This window comes from Oceanimonas pelagia, from assembly GCF_030849025.1.
Taxonomy (GTDB): Bacteria; Pseudomonadota; Gammaproteobacteria; order Enterobacterales; family Aeromonadaceae; genus Oceanimonas; species Oceanimonas pelagia.
Genome location: NZ_CP118224.1, coordinates 1,526,747 through 1,542,353 on the forward strand (window position 1 = coordinate 1,526,747; position 15,607 = coordinate 1,542,353).

General features: G+C 60.0%; 17 protein-coding genes. 6 read left to right on the forward strand and 11 right to left on the reverse strand.

Going from position 1 to position 15,607, the window contains the following annotated elements; all coding sequences use genetic code 11:
* Positions 1-44: 44 nt before the first annotated feature.
* Positions 45-644: a DUF2987 domain-containing protein gene (locus tag PU634_RS07245; protein WP_306763387.1), complete on the reverse strand. Its 600-nt coding sequence runs from the start codon at positions 642-644 to the stop codon at positions 45-47.
* Complete coding sequence (locus PU634_RS07250; protein ID WP_306763388.1) at positions 641-1,402, reverse strand: hypothetical protein; 762 nt, start codon at positions 1,400-1,402, stop codon at positions 641-643. The genes PU634_RS07245 and PU634_RS07250 overlap by 4 nt, the downstream gene beginning before the upstream one ends.
* A 230-nt stretch (positions 1,403-1,632) precedes the next feature.
* On the opposite strand from PU634_RS07250, the gene potA reads away from it, so the two are divergent.
* The 4 genes from potA to PU634_RS07270 are packed head-to-tail and all read left to right on the forward strand — an operon-like array spanning position 1,633 to position 5,395.
* On the forward strand, positions 1,633-2,736 hold the full coding sequence (gene potA / locus PU634_RS07255; protein WP_306763389.1) for a spermidine/putrescine ABC transporter ATP-binding protein PotA: 1,104 nt from the start codon (positions 1,633-1,635) through the stop codon (positions 2,734-2,736).
* Complete coding sequence (potB, locus tag PU634_RS07260) at positions 2,723-3,580, forward strand: spermidine/putrescine ABC transporter permease PotB (RefSeq protein WP_306763390.1); 858 nt, start codon at positions 2,723-2,725, stop codon at positions 3,578-3,580. Before potA ends, potB begins: the two co-directional genes overlap by 14 nt.
* Entirely contained in the window at positions 3,577-4,344 is a 768-nt protein-coding gene (gene potC, locus PU634_RS07265; protein ID WP_306763391.1) for a spermidine/putrescine ABC transporter permease PotC, read from the forward strand. The genes potB and potC overlap by 4 nt, the downstream gene beginning before the upstream one ends.
* Before the next feature lies 1 nt (position 4,345).
* Positions 4,346-5,395, forward strand: a complete 1,050-nt coding sequence (locus tag PU634_RS07270) for an extracellular solute-binding protein (RefSeq protein ID WP_306763392.1) — start codon at positions 4,346-4,348, stop codon at positions 5,393-5,395.
* Between the two features lie 48 nt (positions 5,396-5,443).
* Here PU634_RS07270 and cobB read toward each other — a convergent pair whose 3' ends face one another.
* The 9 genes from cobB to PU634_RS07315 form a co-directional block, all read right to left on the reverse strand.
* Positions 5,444-6,178, reverse strand: a complete 735-nt coding sequence (cobB, locus tag PU634_RS07275) for a Sir2 family NAD+-dependent deacetylase (protein WP_306763393.1) — start codon at positions 6,176-6,178, stop codon at positions 5,444-5,446.
* A gap of 108 nt (positions 6,179-6,286) precedes the next feature.
* A complete protein-coding gene (locus PU634_RS07280; protein ID WP_306763394.1) occupies positions 6,287-6,589 on the reverse strand; it encodes an integration host factor subunit alpha in 303 nt (100 codons plus the stop codon).
* Positions 6,590-6,593: 4 nt separating this feature from the next.
* Entirely contained in the window at positions 6,594-8,981 is a 2,388-nt protein-coding gene (gene pheT / locus PU634_RS07285) for a phenylalanine--tRNA ligase subunit beta (protein WP_306763395.1), read from the reverse strand.
* 15 nt (positions 8,982-8,996) lie between these two features.
* Positions 8,997-9,980 (reverse strand): phenylalanine--tRNA ligase subunit alpha, encoded by a 984-nt coding sequence (pheS, locus tag PU634_RS07290; RefSeq protein WP_306763396.1) that lies wholly within the window; start codon positions 9,978-9,980, stop codon positions 8,997-8,999.
* A gap of 153 nt (positions 9,981-10,133) precedes the next feature.
* Positions 10,134-10,490 (reverse strand): 50S ribosomal protein L20, encoded by a 357-nt coding sequence (gene rplT / locus PU634_RS07295; protein ID WP_306763397.1) that lies wholly within the window; start codon positions 10,488-10,490, stop codon positions 10,134-10,136.
* A gap of 14 nt (positions 10,491-10,504) precedes the next feature.
* Positions 10,505-10,702 carry a 50S ribosomal protein L35 gene (gene rpmI, locus PU634_RS07300; protein ID WP_014292509.1) on the reverse strand — a complete coding sequence of 66 codons (198 nt, stop codon included), beginning with the start codon at positions 10,700-10,702 and terminating at the stop codon, positions 10,505-10,507.
* A 74-nt stretch (positions 10,703-10,776) separates the two neighbouring features.
* Positions 10,777-11,319 carry a translation initiation factor IF-3 gene (gene infC / locus PU634_RS07305; RefSeq protein WP_306763672.1) on the reverse strand — a complete coding sequence of 181 codons (543 nt, stop codon included), beginning with the start codon at positions 11,317-11,319 and terminating at the stop codon, positions 10,777-10,779.
* The gene (thrS, locus tag PU634_RS07310) at positions 11,316-13,250 is read right to left on the reverse strand and encodes a threonine--tRNA ligase (RefSeq protein ID WP_306763398.1); all 1,935 of its coding nucleotides are present in this window, start codon (positions 13,248-13,250) and stop codon (positions 11,316-11,318) included. The genes infC and thrS overlap by 4 nt, the downstream gene beginning before the upstream one ends.
* A gap of 186 nt (positions 13,251-13,436) precedes the next feature.
* A complete protein-coding gene (locus tag PU634_RS07315; RefSeq protein ID WP_306763399.1) occupies positions 13,437-13,886 on the reverse strand; it encodes a tellurite resistance TerB family protein in 450 nt (149 codons plus the stop codon).
* Between the two features lie 86 nt (positions 13,887-13,972).
* Between PU634_RS07315 and PU634_RS07320 the strand changes: the two genes are divergently transcribed.
* Together PU634_RS07320 and PU634_RS07325 are read left to right on the forward strand one after the other, a co-directional pair.
* Entirely contained in the window at positions 13,973-14,836 is an 864-nt protein-coding gene (locus tag PU634_RS07320) for a fructosamine kinase family protein (protein ID WP_306763400.1), read from the forward strand.
* Between the two features lie 8 nt (positions 14,837-14,844).
* On the forward strand, positions 14,845-15,591 hold the full coding sequence (locus PU634_RS07325; RefSeq protein WP_306763401.1) for a pteridine reductase: 747 nt from the start codon (positions 14,845-14,847) through the stop codon (positions 15,589-15,591).
* The last annotated feature ends 16 nt before the right edge of the window (positions 15,592-15,607 follow it).

Genomic DNA, 15,607 nt, shown 5'->3' on the forward strand with positions numbered 1-15,607 from the left:
GCAGAGAAAACATTACGAAGCCGCCTCGGCGCCCTTTTAATGAGTTATAACCAGGGCGTGACCCGGGTGGCGGGCAGTGGCCAGTTTCCGCTTCCGGCCAGGGCCGCATCATCGAGCGCCAGTTTGGGCAGGCCCTGAATCGAGTCTTCCGTATTCAGCGGCTGCAGCTGTACCCCCTTGATGTCCGGCACAAAATAGCGGCCCGGCCAGCCGGCCATTTCCTCGAGCAGGGCTTTCATTTCATCACGAATCCCGCGCAGCTCGGTGGCATTCGTCTCGCCGGCGGGCAGCAGGCTCTGGATCTGAATGGAAATTTCGCAGCGCTCCGGCCGGTCCACCTCCAGCCGCACCACCGCCTTGTCCAGATCCAGCTGCTTGTCAAAGGGCAGCACGAATTCGCCGTGGGGCAACACGGTCACCTCAGCGCGGGTTTCCCCCGCCACCTCCACGGTGCCGGAATGAACGGCGCACCAGCCGCTGCCGTCGTTGCGACTCAGGTAAAAGCCCAGGGTGGCGTGCTCCACCCCGGCATCGGCCACGGTGTCGAGGTGTTTGTAAAAGCCGCTGTAGCCCAGGTTGAGGGGAGCGGCGTGGGCCGACGCGGCCAGCAGGGCCAGGGTAATGCCAAGCAGTGATGATTTCATGCCTCGAAATGATCTCCTGAAGGTGAAGAGGAAGGTGCAACCGACGTGCTGTTGTCCGAGCCATCCACGCCGCAGGCCTCCCGGTAAATAATGCCCTTGACCACCATGTACAGCGGCGCGACCCAGATCAGACCAATGCCAAAGGTCAGCACGGCGGCCATGAACAGCAGGGCCAGCAGCAGGTGAATGGCAATCAGGTTCAGCCACTGGCGGGCGAACAGCCTGAGCGAAATCAAAATGGCCTGAAACGGGCTCAGGCCTTTTTCCAGGATCAGCGGAAACACAAACATCAGCGCCACGCTCACCACCAGGGTGGGCAACATCGACAAAGCCGCCGGCAAGCCGATGGACATCCCCAGGGGCAGAAACAGGCTGGTCATAAAGCCCATGATCAGACTCGCCACCGCCAGCGGCAGCACATAGCGAAAGTAGTCAAAGATCTGGCTGGGGCGAATGGGCCGGCTCACCGCCCGGTGAATGCCCATCATGTCCAGACCGCCGCTCATGGGCGCCATGATCATGGAAATCAGCAACCCCAGCAGGCTGGCGTTCCAGTCGCCGCTTTCACCGTCGCCGGTCACGGCCAGCAGCAACTGGTTGAGCACCAGCCAGCTGCCGGCCACGCCAATGGCCGCCAGCAACAGGGTCAGTTTGGCGCCCTGGATACGCTCCCAGCCTTCCTGGAAAACCGCCCTGGGCTTAAGCAAAAAACCGCGTTGCAGCGACTGCTGCAGGCGGGCAAATTCGGGTTCGTTCATCGATATGAAATCTGGTTCAGGGGATGGCGCCATTATAACGACATCGGCCGGCTGCCGTAACCCGTTGTTGCAAGGTTGAAAAACAAACCTCTTTGACCCTTGTTTAAACAACAAAACCGTTTGATGCGGCAATTTTTATTTGCTTTGCTTCATTCCGCACGAGTCCTAGAATGCGCGCTTCCTTCACCATACCGAACGTCGGGCGTTCCTATCGAGGTGCATTCAGGCAAATGGCCGTTCACAAAGACCCCATCGTTACCCTTGCCGGCATCACCAAGGCCTATGACGGCAAAACCATCATCGACAAGCTGGACCTGTCCATTTACGACGGGGAGTTCCTTACCCTGCTCGGCCCCTCCGGCTGCGGCAAAACCACGGTACTGAGGCTGCTGGCCGGGCTTGAAACCGCCGACGCCGGGCGCATTACCCTGGCCGGTGACGACATCACTCACGTGCCCGCCGAGCAACGCCACGTCAACACCGTGTTCCAGAGCTACGCCCTGTTTCCCCACATGACCATTTTCGACAACGTGGCTTTTGGCCTGCGCATGCAAAAGGTGGCAGGGGCGGAACTTAACGAGCGGGTCGAAGAGGCGCTGAACATGGTGCAGCTCGAGCACCTGGCCGGGCGTTATCCGCACCAGTTGTCCGGTGGCCAGCAACAGCGCATTGCCATTGCCCGGGCCGTGGTCAACCGCCCGCGGTTGCTGCTGCTCGACGAATCCCTCAGCGCCCTCGACTACAAGCTGCGCAAGCAGATGCAGGTGGAGCTGAAGGCACTGCAACGTCGCCTCGGCATTACCTTTGTGTTCGTGACCCACGATCAGGACGAGGCCCTGTCCATGTCCGACCGCATACTGGTCATGCAAGGCGGCCGGGTGGTGCAGGAAGGGGCCCCCCGCGACATTTACGAGTCGCCCGCCAACCTGTTTGTGGCGCGTTTTATCGGTGAAATCAATATTCTGGACGGTGAGCTGGTCGCCCCGGCCGAGCAGGGCTGGCATGCCCGGGTGGAAGGCCGCGACTGCCTGGTGCACACCCGCCACGGCTTCAGCGCCGGTGACCGGGTGTGCGTGTTGCTGCGCCCGGAAGATGTGCGCATGTCGGCGCGCGATGCCGCAGAAACAGGTGCCGGGCTCCGTGGCCAGGTGGTGGACCGCCAGTACAAGGGGGCCACCCTGGATTCCCGGGTGCGGCTCGACGGCGGCCAGGAAATTCTGGTGTCGGCCTTTTTCGATGAAGACGATCCCGGAGTCGACTATGCCCTTGGCCAGCAGGTGAGCATCAGCTGGGTGGACGGCTGGGAAGTGGTGCTGCCTTATGAACACCACTAACGGCTTTCGCAATCTGGCGGTGGGGCTGGTGGTGGGCTGGCTGCTGCTGTTTGTGTTTTTGCCCAACCTGATGATCATCGCCACCAGTTTTCTGACCCGGGATCACGCCAGCCTGGTGAGCCTGGTGTTTACCGCCGACAATTACAGCCGGCTGTTTGATCCCATGTACTTCAAGGTGCTGTGGCACTCGCTGGTGATGGCCGGTACCGCCACCCTGCTGTGCCTGCTGATCGGTTATCCGTTCGCCTTTGCCGTGGCCGGCATGCCGGCGCGCTGGCGGCCGTTTCTGCTGTTTCTGATCATAGTGCCGTTCTGGACCAACTCGCTGATCCGCACCTATGCGCTGAAAGCGGTGCTGGGCACCAAGGGGCTGCTCAACCAGGGGTTGCTGGCGCTCGGCGTGATCGACCAGCCACTGCGTATCGTGTTTACCGAGGCGGCGGTGATCATCGGCCTGGTGTACATTCTGCTGCCGTTCATGATACTGCCGCTCTATGCCGCCATTGAAAAGCTCGACCACCGGCTGCTGGAAGCAGCCCGGGATCTGGGCGCGGGCCCCCTGCCCCGCTTTGTGCGGGTGGTGCTGCCGCTGACCCTGCCGGGCATCGTGGCCGGTTGCCTGCTGGTGTTTCTGCCGGCGCTGGGCATGTTCTACATCTCGGATCTGCTGGGGGGCGCCAAGCACCTGCTGATCGGCAACATCATCAAGACCCAGTTCCTCAATATTCGCGACTGGCCCTTCGGCGCCGCCACCAGCGTGACCCTGACCCTGCTGATGGCACTGCTGCTGCTGGCCTATTACCAGGCCGGCAAGCTGCTCAACCGCAAGGAGGCCCTGGCATGATCAACTGGCTGAAAGGCAGCCTGATGCTGCTGGTGTTCGGGTGTCTGTATCTGCCCATCGGGGTGCTGGTGATGAACTCCTTCAACAGCTCCCGCTTCGGTATTCGCTGGGACGGCTTTACCCTGGACTGGTATCAGCGCCTGGCCAATAACGCCGGGCTGATGGAAGCGGCGCGCCATTCGGTGACCGTGGCCCTGCTGTCGGCCACCATCGCCACCCTGATCGGTACCCTGGCGGCGGTGGCGCTGTATCGCTACCGCTTTCGCGGTAAAGGCTTTGTGGGTGGCATGCTGTTTGTAGTGATGATGTCGCCGGACATTGTGATGGCCATCTCCCTGCTGGCGCTGTTTGTGGTGATCGGCGTGTCACTGGGGTTCTGGTCGTTACTGTTTGCCCACGTTACCTTTTGCCTGCCCTTTGTGGTGATCACGGTATTTTCCCGGCTCAAGGGCTTTGATGTGCGCATGATTGAAGCTGCCCGGGATCTGGGGGCCGGCGAAACCGTGATCCTGCGGCGCATTCTGTTGCCGCTGGCACGGCCGGCCATAGCCGCCGGCTGGCTGCTGAGCTTTACCCTGTCGCTGGACGACGTCATTGTCAGCTCCTTTGTGACCGGGCCCGGATACGACATTCTGCCGCTCAGAATTTACTCCATGGTCAAGGTGGGAGTTTCCCCCGAGGTTAATGCACTGGCCACCCTGATGCTGGCGGCGTCGCTGGTTCTGGTGGTGATTTCTCAACTGTTGTTAAGGGACAAACGCTGATATGAAAATTCGCTGTTACCCGCTGGCGGTAGCCCTGGCTGCCGCCCTGCCCGCTCTGGCCATGGCCGAAGAGCGCCTGTCGGTGTATGCCTGGGCCGAATACCTGCCCGAAGACGTGTTGCAGGCCTTTACCGCGGAAACCGGCGTGGCGGTGGACTACGCCAGTTTCGACTCCAACGAGGCGCTCTATGCCAAGCTCAAGCTGCTGCAGAGCAGTGGCGCCAGTGAAAGCTACGACGTGATTTTTCCGTCCAGCTATATGCTGAGCAAGATGGCCCGGGAAGGCATGCTGCACCCCCTGGACAAGAGCAAGCTGCCCAACTTCTCCCAGCTCGAGCCCGGCCTGCTGGATCGGGACTTTGACAAGGGCAACACCTACAGCCTGCCCTACGCCTTTGGCAGCACCGCCATTGCCGTGAACCGCGACGAGCTGCCCGATGCCAGGGTAACCGGCTGGGCGGATCTGTGGAGCCCGGATTTCAACGGCCAGCTGATGCTGACCGACGACATTCGCGAGAATTTCCAGATGGCACTGCTGACCCTGGGTCACTCCGCCAACAGCCGGGATCCGCAGGAAATTGAAGCGGCCTATGAAAAGCTGGTCACCCTGAAGGACAATGTGCTGCTGTACAACTCCGACAATCCGCGCATGCCCTACGTCACCGGCGAAACCAGCATTGGCCTGCTGTGGAGCGATCAGGCCTACAAAACCCGGCAGGATGGCCTGAATCTGGAGTATGTCTATCCCGAAGAAGGCGCCATTTTCTGGGTGGACAGTGCCGCCATTCCCGCCAACGCCAAATCGGTGGAGGCCGCTCACCAGTTCCTCGACTACCTGATGCGCCCGGCGGTGGCCGCCCAGATCATCAGTGAGCTGGGGCTGGCCGTGCCCAACCAGGGCGCCAAGGCGCTGCTGCCGGCGGAGCTGGCCGGTAATCCGGTGCTGTTCCCTTCGGCGGAGGTGGTCAGCAAGGGGCACTTCCAGGACGATCTGGGGGATGAGGTGCTCGCCGTTTACGAGCAATTCTGGGTCAAACTGCGCACCCAGTAATGTTACAAGGCCCGCATGTGCGGGCCTTGTTGTAAGGGCTGACGTGGTTTAACGGCTGAGGGCCTGTTTACTGCGGCCGGCCAGCAGCTCATTGACGTAGTCGGTCACCACCCGGGTGGCCGGGCCGTAGCGGTGCTCGTCGAAGTTGTCCTGCACTTCGCTCGGGGCCAGGTTAATCTCCAGGGTGTGGGCATTGTGCATCGCCGCCTCGTGCACAAAGCCGGCGGCCGGATAAACATTGCCAGAGGTGCCGATGGCGATAAACAGGCTGGCCTCGCTCAGGGCCTGGTAAATACGATCGAGCAGCAGCGGCATTTCGCCAAACCACACCACATGGGGCCGCAGCCGCTCGGGAAACTGGCAGCAATGACACAGATCCGTGGTGTGCAGGGCGCCGCTCCAGCTCACGGTCTGGTTGCTGTGGGGACAACGGGCCTTGAGCAGTTCGCCGTGCATATGCAGCACATTATGGCTGCCGGCCCGTTCGTGCAGGTCGTCGATGTTCTGGGTGACAATGGTGACCTGCTCCGGCCATTCGGCCTCGAGCCGGGCCAGGGCGTAATGGGCGGCGTTGGGCTCCACCGTCTGCAGCAATGCCCGGCGCTCATTGTAAAAGCGCTGCACCAGCTCCGGATCCCGCCGGTAGCCTTCCGGCGTGGCCACGTCCTCGATGCGGTGCTCGTCCCACAGGCCGTCGGCGGCCCGAAAGGTGCGAATGCCCGACTCGGCGGAAATGCCCGCCCCGGTAAGAATGACGATATTTCCTTTTTGCACGCTGTGCATGCCTCTGCTAGTTCCATCCTGCCTCATAGGCTAACAGCCGGCGAGGCGCAGAGCCAATAGTGCCTTAGTCTAAACGCACAGAGCCAGGCAAATGCCTGGCTCTGATTTTTATTCCATGTTGTTCAGGTCGGCGTTTTCCACCCGGGCCTTGAGCTTCTGGCCCGGGCGAAAGGTCACCACCCGCCTGGCCGAAATGGGAATGTCTTCCCCGGTTTTGGGATTGCGCCCGGGGCGCTCTCCCTTGTTGCGCAGCTCAAAATTGCCGAAACCGGAAATTTTGACCTGTTCACCCTGCTCGAGCGCACTGCGAATTTCTTCGAAAAACGCTTCAACCATGTCTTTGGCATCCCGCTTGCTGATGCCCAGGCGGGTGAACAAATGCTCTGCTATATCGGCCTTGGTTAACGCCATAAGCTCAATCCCTCAAGGAAGCATTAAACTCGTCGGAAAGCGCCGTTACGATGCGGGCAACGGTGTCGGCGATTTCCTTTTCTTCCAACGTCCGTTGGGTGTCCTGCAATACCAGGCTGAGCGCCAGGCTCTTCTTGCCCTCGGCAATGCCCTGCCCCTGGTATACGTCAAACAAGTTTAATCCAACCAGCTGGTTACCGCCAACTTTCCTAACCAAATCAAGGATATCGGCAGCAGCCAGGTGCTGATCGACCACCAGTGCCAGATCCCGGCGATTGGCGGGGAAACGGGATACTTCCACCGCGTCCGGCACGCGGCGCTCGGTCAGTGCCGCCAGCTCGATTTCGAACAGGAAGACCTGGGATTTCAGACCCAGCTTCTTCAGCAGGCTGGGGTGCAGGGCGCCAAAGTGACCCACCGGCTGGCCACCGCGCAGCAGCCGCGCCGACTGCCCCGGGTGCAGTGCCGGCAGTTCAGCGCGCTCGACACTAAAGGCCAGCTCATCGGCGGAAAGGGCCAGCAGGCTCTCCACGTCGCCTTTGAGATCAAAGAAATCGGCGGCCTGGCTGCTCATGCTCCAGTGCTCGTCCACTACCGGGCCCAGCACCAGACCGGCCAGCACCGGGGTCTGGCGCACGCCGTTTTCGGCGGTGTCATCGGGAATAAAGGTCAGGCCCTGCTCAAACAGACGCAGCCGCGACTGCTGACGGTTCTGGTTATACACCGCCGCCTGAATAAGCCCCGGCCACAGCGATACCCGCATGGCGGACATGTCGGCGGCAATCGGGTTGGGCAGCACCAGGTGCTCGGCCCCCGGGAACAGCAGTTGCTGCTGGGCCGGATCAACAAAGCTGTAGGTAATGGCTTCCTGATAACCGAGATCCACCAGCGCATCCTTGAGCCGGTTCAGCGGCAGCTGCGCCTCGCGGTGGGACGACATGGCCAGACTGGCGCGCGGAGCCACATTGGGAATCTTGTTGTAGCCGTAGATGCGGGCCACTTCCTCCACCAGATCTTCTTCAATGGCGATGTCAAAGCGGTAGCTCGGCACTACCACGCTCCAGCCCTCGGCGGTGGTGGTCACATCAAGGCCCAGCCGGGTCAGCATTTCGGTGACCTGGCCGGCGTCGATGTCAATGCCGATCAGGCGGTTGAGCTTGTCATGGCGCAGAGCTACGGTGGCGGCCTTGGGCAGATCGGCCTCGGACACCGCCTCGATCACCGGGCCGGCTTCGCCGCCGCAGATGTCCAGCAGCAGCGCGGTAGCCCGCTCCATCACCTTGTGCTGCAGGCGGTAGTCCACGCCACGCTCAAAGCGGTGGGACGAGTCGGTGTGCAGGCCGTAGCTGCGCGCCCGGCCGGTAATGGCCAGCGGGCTGAAAAAGGCGCATTCCAGCAGCACGTCTTTGGTGTTCTCGGTCACGCCGGTGGCTTCGCCACCGAAGATACCGGCCATGGCCACCGGGCGCTCGCTGTCGGCAATCACCAGGGTGTCGGCATTCAGGGTCACGTCGTTGCCGTCGAGCAGGGTCAGTTTTTCACCCTGCTCCGCCATGCGTACCTGAATACCGCCCTTGAGGGTAGCCAGGTCAAAGGCGTGCATCGGCTGACCCCATTCCAGCAGCACAAAATTGGTGATGTCGACCACCGGATCGATGCTGCGAATGCCGCTGCGGCGCAGTTTTTCCTGCATCCACAGCGGGGTTTCGGCCTGGACGTTGATGTTCTTCACCACCCGGCCCAGGTAACGGGGGCAGGCGGCGGGCGCGTCCAGACGAATGTCGAGCCGGTCGCCGATGGTCGCCGGCACGGCGGCGATCTCGGGCCAGGCCACGTCCTGATTGTTGAGCACACCCACTTCCCGGGCCAGGCCGGCAATGCTCAGGCAGTCGGCACGGTTGGGGGTCAGATCCACTTCAATGGTGACGTCGTTGAGGGCCAGGTAGTCACGCACATCGGTGCCGATCGGCGCATCGGCGGGCAGTTCGATAATGCCGTCGGACTCCACGTCGATACCCAGCTCACCGTAGGAGCACAGCATGCCGTGAGACGGCTGGCCGCGCAGCTTGGCTTTCTTGATCTTGAAATCACCGGGCAGCACGGCACCGACCACGGCCACCGCCACTTTCAGACCCTGGCGGCAGTTGGGGGCACCGCAGACGATGTCGAGCAGCTCGTCACCACCCACATTGACCTTGGTTACCCGCAGCTTGTCGGCGTCCGGGTGCTGACCGCACTCCACCACTTCACCCACGACGACCTGGCTGAAGTCGCCGGCCACCGGCTCAATACCGTCCACTTCCAGGCCGGCCATGGTGATCTGCTCGGCAAGGGCATCGGCGTTAAGACCGGTGTTGATCCATTCATCCAGCCATGATTTTGAAAACTTCATTATTGCTCCTGCCGCTTACCGGAATTGCTTGAGAAAACGCAGATCATTTTCGAAGAAGGCGCGCAGATCGTTCACGCCGTAACGCAGCATGGTCAGGCGCTCAACCCCCATGCCAAAGGCAAAGCCGCTGTAACGCTCGGGGTCGATGCCCACGGAACGCAGCACGTTCGGATGCACCATGCCGCAGCCCAGTACTTCCAGCCACTTGCCATTCTTGCCCATCACGTCCACTTCGGCGCTGGGCTCGGTGAACGGAAAGTAGGACGGGCGGAAACGGATTTGCAGATCTTCTTCAAAGAAGTTGTGCAGAAAGTCGTGCAGCACCCCCTTGAGCTGAGTAAAGCTGACGTTTTCATCCACCAGCAGGCCTTCCACCTGATGGAACATGGGGGTGTGGGTCTGATCGTAATCGTTACGATAGACGCGGCCCGGCGAGATAATGCGAATGGGCGGCTGCTGTTGTTCCATGGTGCGGATCTGCACGCCGGAGGTCTGGGTGCGCAGCATCAACTTGGGATTGAAATAGAAAGTATCGTGATCCGCCCGGGCCGGGTGATGGGCCGGAATGTTGAGGGCATCGAAGTTGTGAAAGTCGTCTTCGATTTCCGGGCCTTCGGCGACCTGAAAGCCCAGCTCACCGAAGAAAGACTCGATGCGCTTGATGGTGCGGCTGACCGGGTGCAGACCACCGCTGACCTGACGACGGCCCGGCAGGCTGATGTCCAGGGTCTCGCTGGCCAGCTTCTGATTGAGTTCGGCCAGTTGCAGGGCATCGCGCTTGGCGTTAAGGGCGTCGTTGACCGCCTGCTTGGCCTGGTTGATGGCCTGACCGGCGGCAGGGCGTTCTTCCGGTGACAGTTTGCCGAGCGCCTTGGACTGCTCGGTGAAGGTGCCTTTTTTGCCCATGTAGCGAACCCGGATTTCATCCAGTTCGGCGGCGGTGGCGGCAGCCTGGATCTCCGTCTGCGCCTTGACGATCACGTCTTCCAGCTGATCCATGTATTCCTCGTTGACTTGCCCGTATACACGGACGCTTGATATTAGAAAGGGCTTGATAATAAAGGAAATGCCTGTTTTCTTCCAGCGCGGAGCCGGGCGAAGGGCAACAAAAAAGGAGGCCGTAGCCTCCTTTGAAAACTGTCGTAAACCGACTTATGCCAGGGCTTCTTTCGCTTTGGCAACCAAAGCGGTGAAGGTGGCTTTGTCGTGCACGGCGATGTCAGCCAGGATCTTGCGATCGATTTCAACAGAGGCCTTCTTCAGGCCGTTGATGAAGCGGCTGTAGGACAGACCGTTCTGGCGGGAAGCCGCGTTGATACGGGCAATCCACAGCTGACGGAACTGACGCTTCTTCTGACGACGGTCACGGTAGGCGTACTGGCCGGCCTTGGTTACCGCTTGTACCGCTACGCGATAAACGCGTGAACGGGCGCCGTAATAACCTTTGGCCTGCTTCAGAATTTTCTTGTGACGAGCGCGTGCGGTGACACCACGTTTAACTCTTGGCATTGTTCACTCTCCTCTTAAGCGGTGGGCAGCATGGATTTGATCTGGGCAACGTCAGACGCCGCTACCAGACACTTACCGCGCAGCTGACGCTTACGCTTGGTGCTTTTCTTGGTGAGGATGTGACGCAGGTGGGACTGCTTGCGCTTGAAGCCACCAGAGCCGGTCTTCTTGAAGCGCTTGGCAGCGCCCTTGTTGGATTTCATCTTAGGCATGAAATACTCCGCATTGTTAATAAAATCAAACAGACAAGGCGAGCCGGACGCAGCGCCCGGCTACTTGTTAAACCTTACTGTTTCTTTTTAGGGGCAAGCACCATCACCGCCTGGCGGCCTTCCAGCTTGGGGAAGGATTCGACCAGAGCCAGTTCATCGAGATCGCCTTTGATGCGGTTAAGCAAATCGAAGCCGAGCTCCTGGTGCGCCATTTCACGACCGCGGAACCGCAGTGTGACCTTGGCCTTGTTGCCTTCTTCCAAAAAGCGAACCAGGTTGCGTAGCTTTACCTGATAGTCGCCTTCATCGGTACCGGGACGGAATTTAACTTCCTTCACCTGGATTTGTTTCTGCTTTTTCTTTTGTTCCTTGGAAGCCTTGCTCTTCTCGTAGAGGAACTTGCCGTAATCCATGATACGGCAAACGGGGGGTTCGGCATTGGGACTGATTTCCACCAGATCGACGCCCGCCTCGCTGGCAGCGTTCAGTGCCTCATTGATGGACACGACCCCCAATGCTTCACCTTCAAGGCCGACCAGACGAACTTCTTTCAGTCGGATTTCTTCATTCAGTCGATTGCGGGGAGCGGGCTTGCCCCCTTTTTTGGCGCCTTTTATAACCTATCCTCCACTGTTTTCTTTCCGCGGGTTCGAATCTCCTGCTGAATGAGCCTTGTCAGCTCTTCAACGTCAAAGGTACCGAGATCCTGCCCTTTCCGGGTACGGACTGCAACCTTGCCGGCCTCGACTTCTTTGTCGCCGCACACCAGCATGAAGGGTACCCGCTTGAGAGTATGCTCGCGGATTTTAAAGCCAATTTTTTCATTTCTCAAGTCCGCCTTGGCCCGAATGCCCACATTATTGAGGGACTCGACCAGGTTTTTGGCGTACTCGGCCTGATTATCGGTAATATTGAGCACCACCGCCTGGGTAGGAGCCAGCCAGGTCGGGAACAGACCGGCGTATTCCTCGATAAGAATGCCGATGAACCGCTCGATGGAACCCAGGATGGCGCGGTGGATCATCACCGGCACATGACGCTCGTTGTCTTCACCCACATAGCTGGCACCCAGGCGCCCCGGCAGCGCGAAGTCGAGCTGAACGGTACCGCACTGCCAGGCCCGGTTGAGGCAGTCGTGCAGGGTAAATTCGATCTTGGGACCGTAGAAGGCACCTTCACCCGGCTGCAGCTCATACTCGATGCCATAGGCCTTGAGCGCTTCCTCCAGGGCCAGCTCGGCCTTGTCCCAGATCTCGTCGCTGCCGATACGCTGCTCCGGACGGGTGGACAGCTTGACCGCGATATTGGTGAAACCAAAGGTTTCGTAAGTGTCGTAAACCATGCGAATGCAGGCGGACACTTCACTCTGGATCTGATCTTCGGTGCAGAAGATATGGGCATCGTCCTGAGTGAAGCCACGCACCCGCATCAGGCCGTGCAGGGCGCCGCTGGGCTCATTGCGGTGGCAGCAACCGAACTCGGCCATGCGCAGAGGCAGATCCCGGTAGGACTTGAGGCCCTGATTGAAGATCTGCACGTGGCCGGGGCAGTTCATCGGCTTGATGGCGTAATCCCGGCTTTCGGAATGGGTGGTAAACATGTTCTCGGCGTACTTGTCCCAGTGGCCGGACTTCTCCCACAGCACCCGGTCCATCATGAAGGGACCCTTGACCTCTTCGTACTGGTATTCCCTGAGCTTGTCGCGTACGAAGGTTTCCAGCTCGCGGAAGATGGTCCAGCCGTCGTTGTGCCAGAACACCATGCCCGGGGCCTCTTCCTGCATGTGATAGAGGTCGAGCTGCTTGCCAATCTTGCGGTGATCGCGCTTGGCGGCTTCTTCCAGCTGCACCAGGTAGGCCTTGAGCGACTTCTTGTCGGCCCAGGCGGTGCCGTAAATACGCTGCAGCATCTTGTTTTTGGAGTCACCCCGCCAGTAGGCGCCGGATACCTTCTGCAGCTTGAAGTGCTGGCAGAAACGCATGTTGGGCACGTGCGGACCCCGGCACATGTCGATGTATTCCTCGTGGTGATACAGGCCGGGCTTGTCGTTCTGGCTGACATTCTGATCGAGAATTTCGATCTTGTATGGCTCATGCCGACGGGCAAAGGTGTCCCGCGCCTCCTGCCAGCTCACCTTCTTCTTGACCACGGCGTATTCGGTCTTGGCCAGTTCCAGCATGCGGGCTTCGAGTTTCTGAATGTCTTCCTCGGTGAGGGTGTGTTCGAGATCCACATCGTAATAGAAGCCGTTTTCGATCACCGGACCAATGGCCATGCGGGTTTCGGGCCACAGCTGCTTGATGGCATGCCCCAGCAGGTGAGCACAGGAGTGGCGAATGATCTCGAGGCCATCCTGATCCTTGGCGGTGATAATGGACAGGCTGGCATCGTGGCTGATCAGCTCGCAGGCATCGGCCAGCTCGCCGTCAATGCGGCCGGCGATGCAGGCCTTGGCCAGGCCCGGACCGATATCCTGAGCCACTTCCATAATGGTGACGGGTTGCTCGAAATGGCGCTGACTGCCATCGGGAAGAGTAATTGTCGGCATGAAATGTCCTTAACAGTGGTGCACCCTACCAAAGCGCACATGTATGTGTTGAAAAAGAATGATGATTCACCACGTTCCCGACCATCTGGCGTTACCTGGCCAGCCTGGCACGCAATGGGTGTTATCCGGCGGCACAGGTCGGGATGGGCAAGACTATCAGAATTCGGCCTTCACTGCCATGCAGCGTCACTCACCGTCCAGCTCGCCTTCAGCCCTGTGCTTGAGCCAAATAAACCGGCTGTGGGGAATATAAAGCAGATCCGCCACCTGACGCACAATGGCTTCTTCCTGTGGATCCAGCCGGCCGTCCGCCAGCGCCATGTGCCAAAGGGCCAGCAGAATGGCCTCGCGCTCGGTTACCGGCAGCGCCTTGAGACGGCTGGTAAATTCATACAAAGACACGGCTTCCTCCTGCTTCGCCCTGCCCTGTTGCAGCCACTCGTGCACTTGTTCCCGAGGCTGGTTGAACAGCCGTCCCAGGAGCACTTCAAGCCGGGCACTCTCGTCATCACCGGCCTCACCGTCGGCCATCATCACCTCGCTCAGCAACGCCGCCACCGCCACTTCCTGCTCTGGCGGCAGAACCTGCTCGCGCGGTACCAGCGTCAGCCATTGTTTCAGTCGTTTTATCATCATGATTCCCCTGGTTTGTGTCCCGCCCTTGGGCTACCGCTTTTGACCTATACTGGTGGCAAAACCCGGTACCCAGGAGTAAAGATGCCATGTGGCCCGTTATTGCCCGACAGATCAGCGATGCCATCGACACCGAGTTCAATATCTCCGAGCGTACCCCGCTCAGCGGTGGCGACATCAACCAGGCGTTTCGCATCGGCGATGGCCAGCACAGCTATTTCGTTAAACTCAATGACCGTGCCGCCGTCGATATGTTCCGCGCCGAATGGCTGAGCCTGGAGCATCTGTTCAACAGCCAGACCCTGAAAGTACCGCGCCCGGTGTGCTGCGGCACCACGGTCAGCAGCAGTTTTCTGGTGCTGGAATACCTGGAACTCGGCGAGGCACAAGAGCAGGACTGGCACATGCTGGGACGCCAGCTTGCCCACTTGCACAAGGGCTGCACCCAGCCCATGTATGGCTGGGATGAAGACAACTTTATCGGCACCACGGTGCAGCCCAACGCCTGGCACAAGAAATGGGCCACCTTTTTTGCCGAGCAACGCATTGGCTGGCAACTGCAACTACTGGAAGACAAGGGTATTCATTTCGGCGATATCGAGGAAATAGTGGGTGCCATCAAAAACCGCCTGGCCAGCCATCAGCCCACGGCCTGCCTGTTGCACGGGGATTTGTGGCGTGGCAACCTTGGTTTTTGTGAACGACAGGGCGTGTTGTTTGATCCGGCCAGCTATTTTGGCGATCGGGAAACCGACATTGCCATGACCGAGCTGTTTGGCCAGTTTCCCAGCGTGTTTTACCAGGGTTATGACACGGTCTGGCCCCGGGAAGAAGGCTACCGGGCGCGACGGGAGATCTACAACCTCTATCACCTGCTCAATCATGTTAATCTGTTCGGTCAGCCATATATTCAGCAGGCCAAGTCCAGCCTGTTAACCATTATTGCCAGCTAGGAGAAGCCATGTCGCAACCCGTGGTGTTGATCACCGGCGCCGCCAGGCGTATTGGTGCGGAAATCAGTCGTTGCCTGCATGCCAAGGGATACAGCCTGGTATTGCACTACCACCACAGTGAACAGGAAGCCAGGTGTCTGGCCAACAGCCTGACCCGGGCCCGCCCGGACACTGTTTGCCTGCTGCAGCAGGATCTGACCCGTCTGGAAGACATCAACGCCATGGCCGACCGGGCCCTGGGCTGTTTTGGGCGCATCAGTGCCCTGGTCAATAATGCTTCCGCCTTTTACCCCACCCGCTTGGGTGAGATCACTCCGGCCCAGTGGCTGGAGCTCTCCGCCACCAACGCCGCCGCCCCCCTGCTGCTGAGCCAGGCCCTGACCCCTGCTCTGAAGCGGGAAAACGGCGCCATCGTCAATATGGTGGACATTCACGCCACCAATGGCCTGCGTCATCATCTGCCCTACAGCATGGCCAAAAATGCCCTGGCTACCCTGACCCGGGCACTGGCGGCAGAGCTGGCCCCCGAAGTGCGGGTGAACGGCATTGCCCCCGGCGCCATTATCTGGCCCGAGCACGAGCTGAACGAGGCGCAGAAACACAGGGTGCTGAACTCGGTGCCCATGGCTCGTCTGGGCAGCCCGCAGGAAATTGCCGACACCGTCGCCTTTTTGCTGGAGGGGCCGGGCTACCTCACCGGACAGATCATCGCCCTGGACGGCGGTCGTTCCTGCCAGAGCCTGCCCGAGGCCTGACCACGTCTTTTATCAG

Bases quoted from the DNA above. Each gene is read 5' to 3' on its own strand.
- PU634_RS07270 (WP_306763392.1), top strand. From the start codon at position 4,346: ATGAAAATTCGCTGTTACCCGCTGGCGGTAGCCCTGGCTGCCGCCCTG.
- PU634_RS07315 (WP_306763399.1), bottom strand. From the start codon at position 13,886: ATGATGATAAAACGACTGAAACAATGGCTGACGCTGGTACCGCGCGAG.
- thrS (WP_306763398.1), bottom strand. From the start codon at position 13,250: ATGCCGACAATTACTCTTCCCGATGGCAGTCAGCGCCATTTCGAGCAA.
- PU634_RS07320 (WP_306763400.1), top strand. From the start codon at position 13,973: ATGTGGCCCGTTATTGCCCGACAGATCAGCGATGCCATCGACACCGAG.
- potA (WP_306763389.1), top strand. From the start codon at position 1,633: ATGGCCGTTCACAAAGACCCCATCGTTACCCTTGCCGGCATCACCAAG.
- PU634_RS07325 (WP_306763401.1), top strand. From the start codon at position 14,845: ATGTCGCAACCCGTGGTGTTGATCACCGGCGCCGCCAGGCGTATTGGT.
- PU634_RS07250 (WP_306763388.1), bottom strand. From the start codon at position 1,402: ATGAACGAACCCGAATTTGCCCGCCTGCAGCAGTCGCTGCAACGCGGT.
- potB (WP_306763390.1), top strand. From the start codon at position 2,723: ATGAACACCACTAACGGCTTTCGCAATCTGGCGGTGGGGCTGGTGGTG.
- pheS (WP_306763396.1), bottom strand. From the start codon at position 9,980: ATGGATCAGCTGGAAGACGTGATCGTCAAGGCGCAGACGGAGATCCAG.
- rpmI (WP_014292509.1), bottom strand. From the start codon at position 10,702: ATGCCTAAGATGAAATCCAACAAGGGCGCTGCCAAGCGCTTCAAGAAG.
- rplT (WP_306763397.1), bottom strand. From the start codon at position 10,490: ATGCCAAGAGTTAAACGTGGTGTCACCGCACGCGCTCGTCACAAGAAA.
- PU634_RS07280 (WP_306763394.1), bottom strand. From the start codon at position 6,589: ATGGCGTTAACCAAGGCCGATATAGCAGAGCATTTGTTCACCCGCCTG.
- pheT (WP_306763395.1), bottom strand. From the start codon at position 8,981: ATGAAGTTTTCAAAATCATGGCTGGATGAATGGATCAACACCGGTCTT.
- potC (WP_306763391.1), top strand. From the start codon at position 3,577: ATGATCAACTGGCTGAAAGGCAGCCTGATGCTGCTGGTGTTCGGGTGT.
- cobB (WP_306763393.1), bottom strand. From the start codon at position 6,178: ATGCACAGCGTGCAAAAAGGAAATATCGTCATTCTTACCGGGGCGGGC.
- PU634_RS07245 (WP_306763387.1), bottom strand. From the start codon at position 644: ATGAAATCATCACTGCTTGGCATTACCCTGGCCCTGCTGGCCGCGTCG.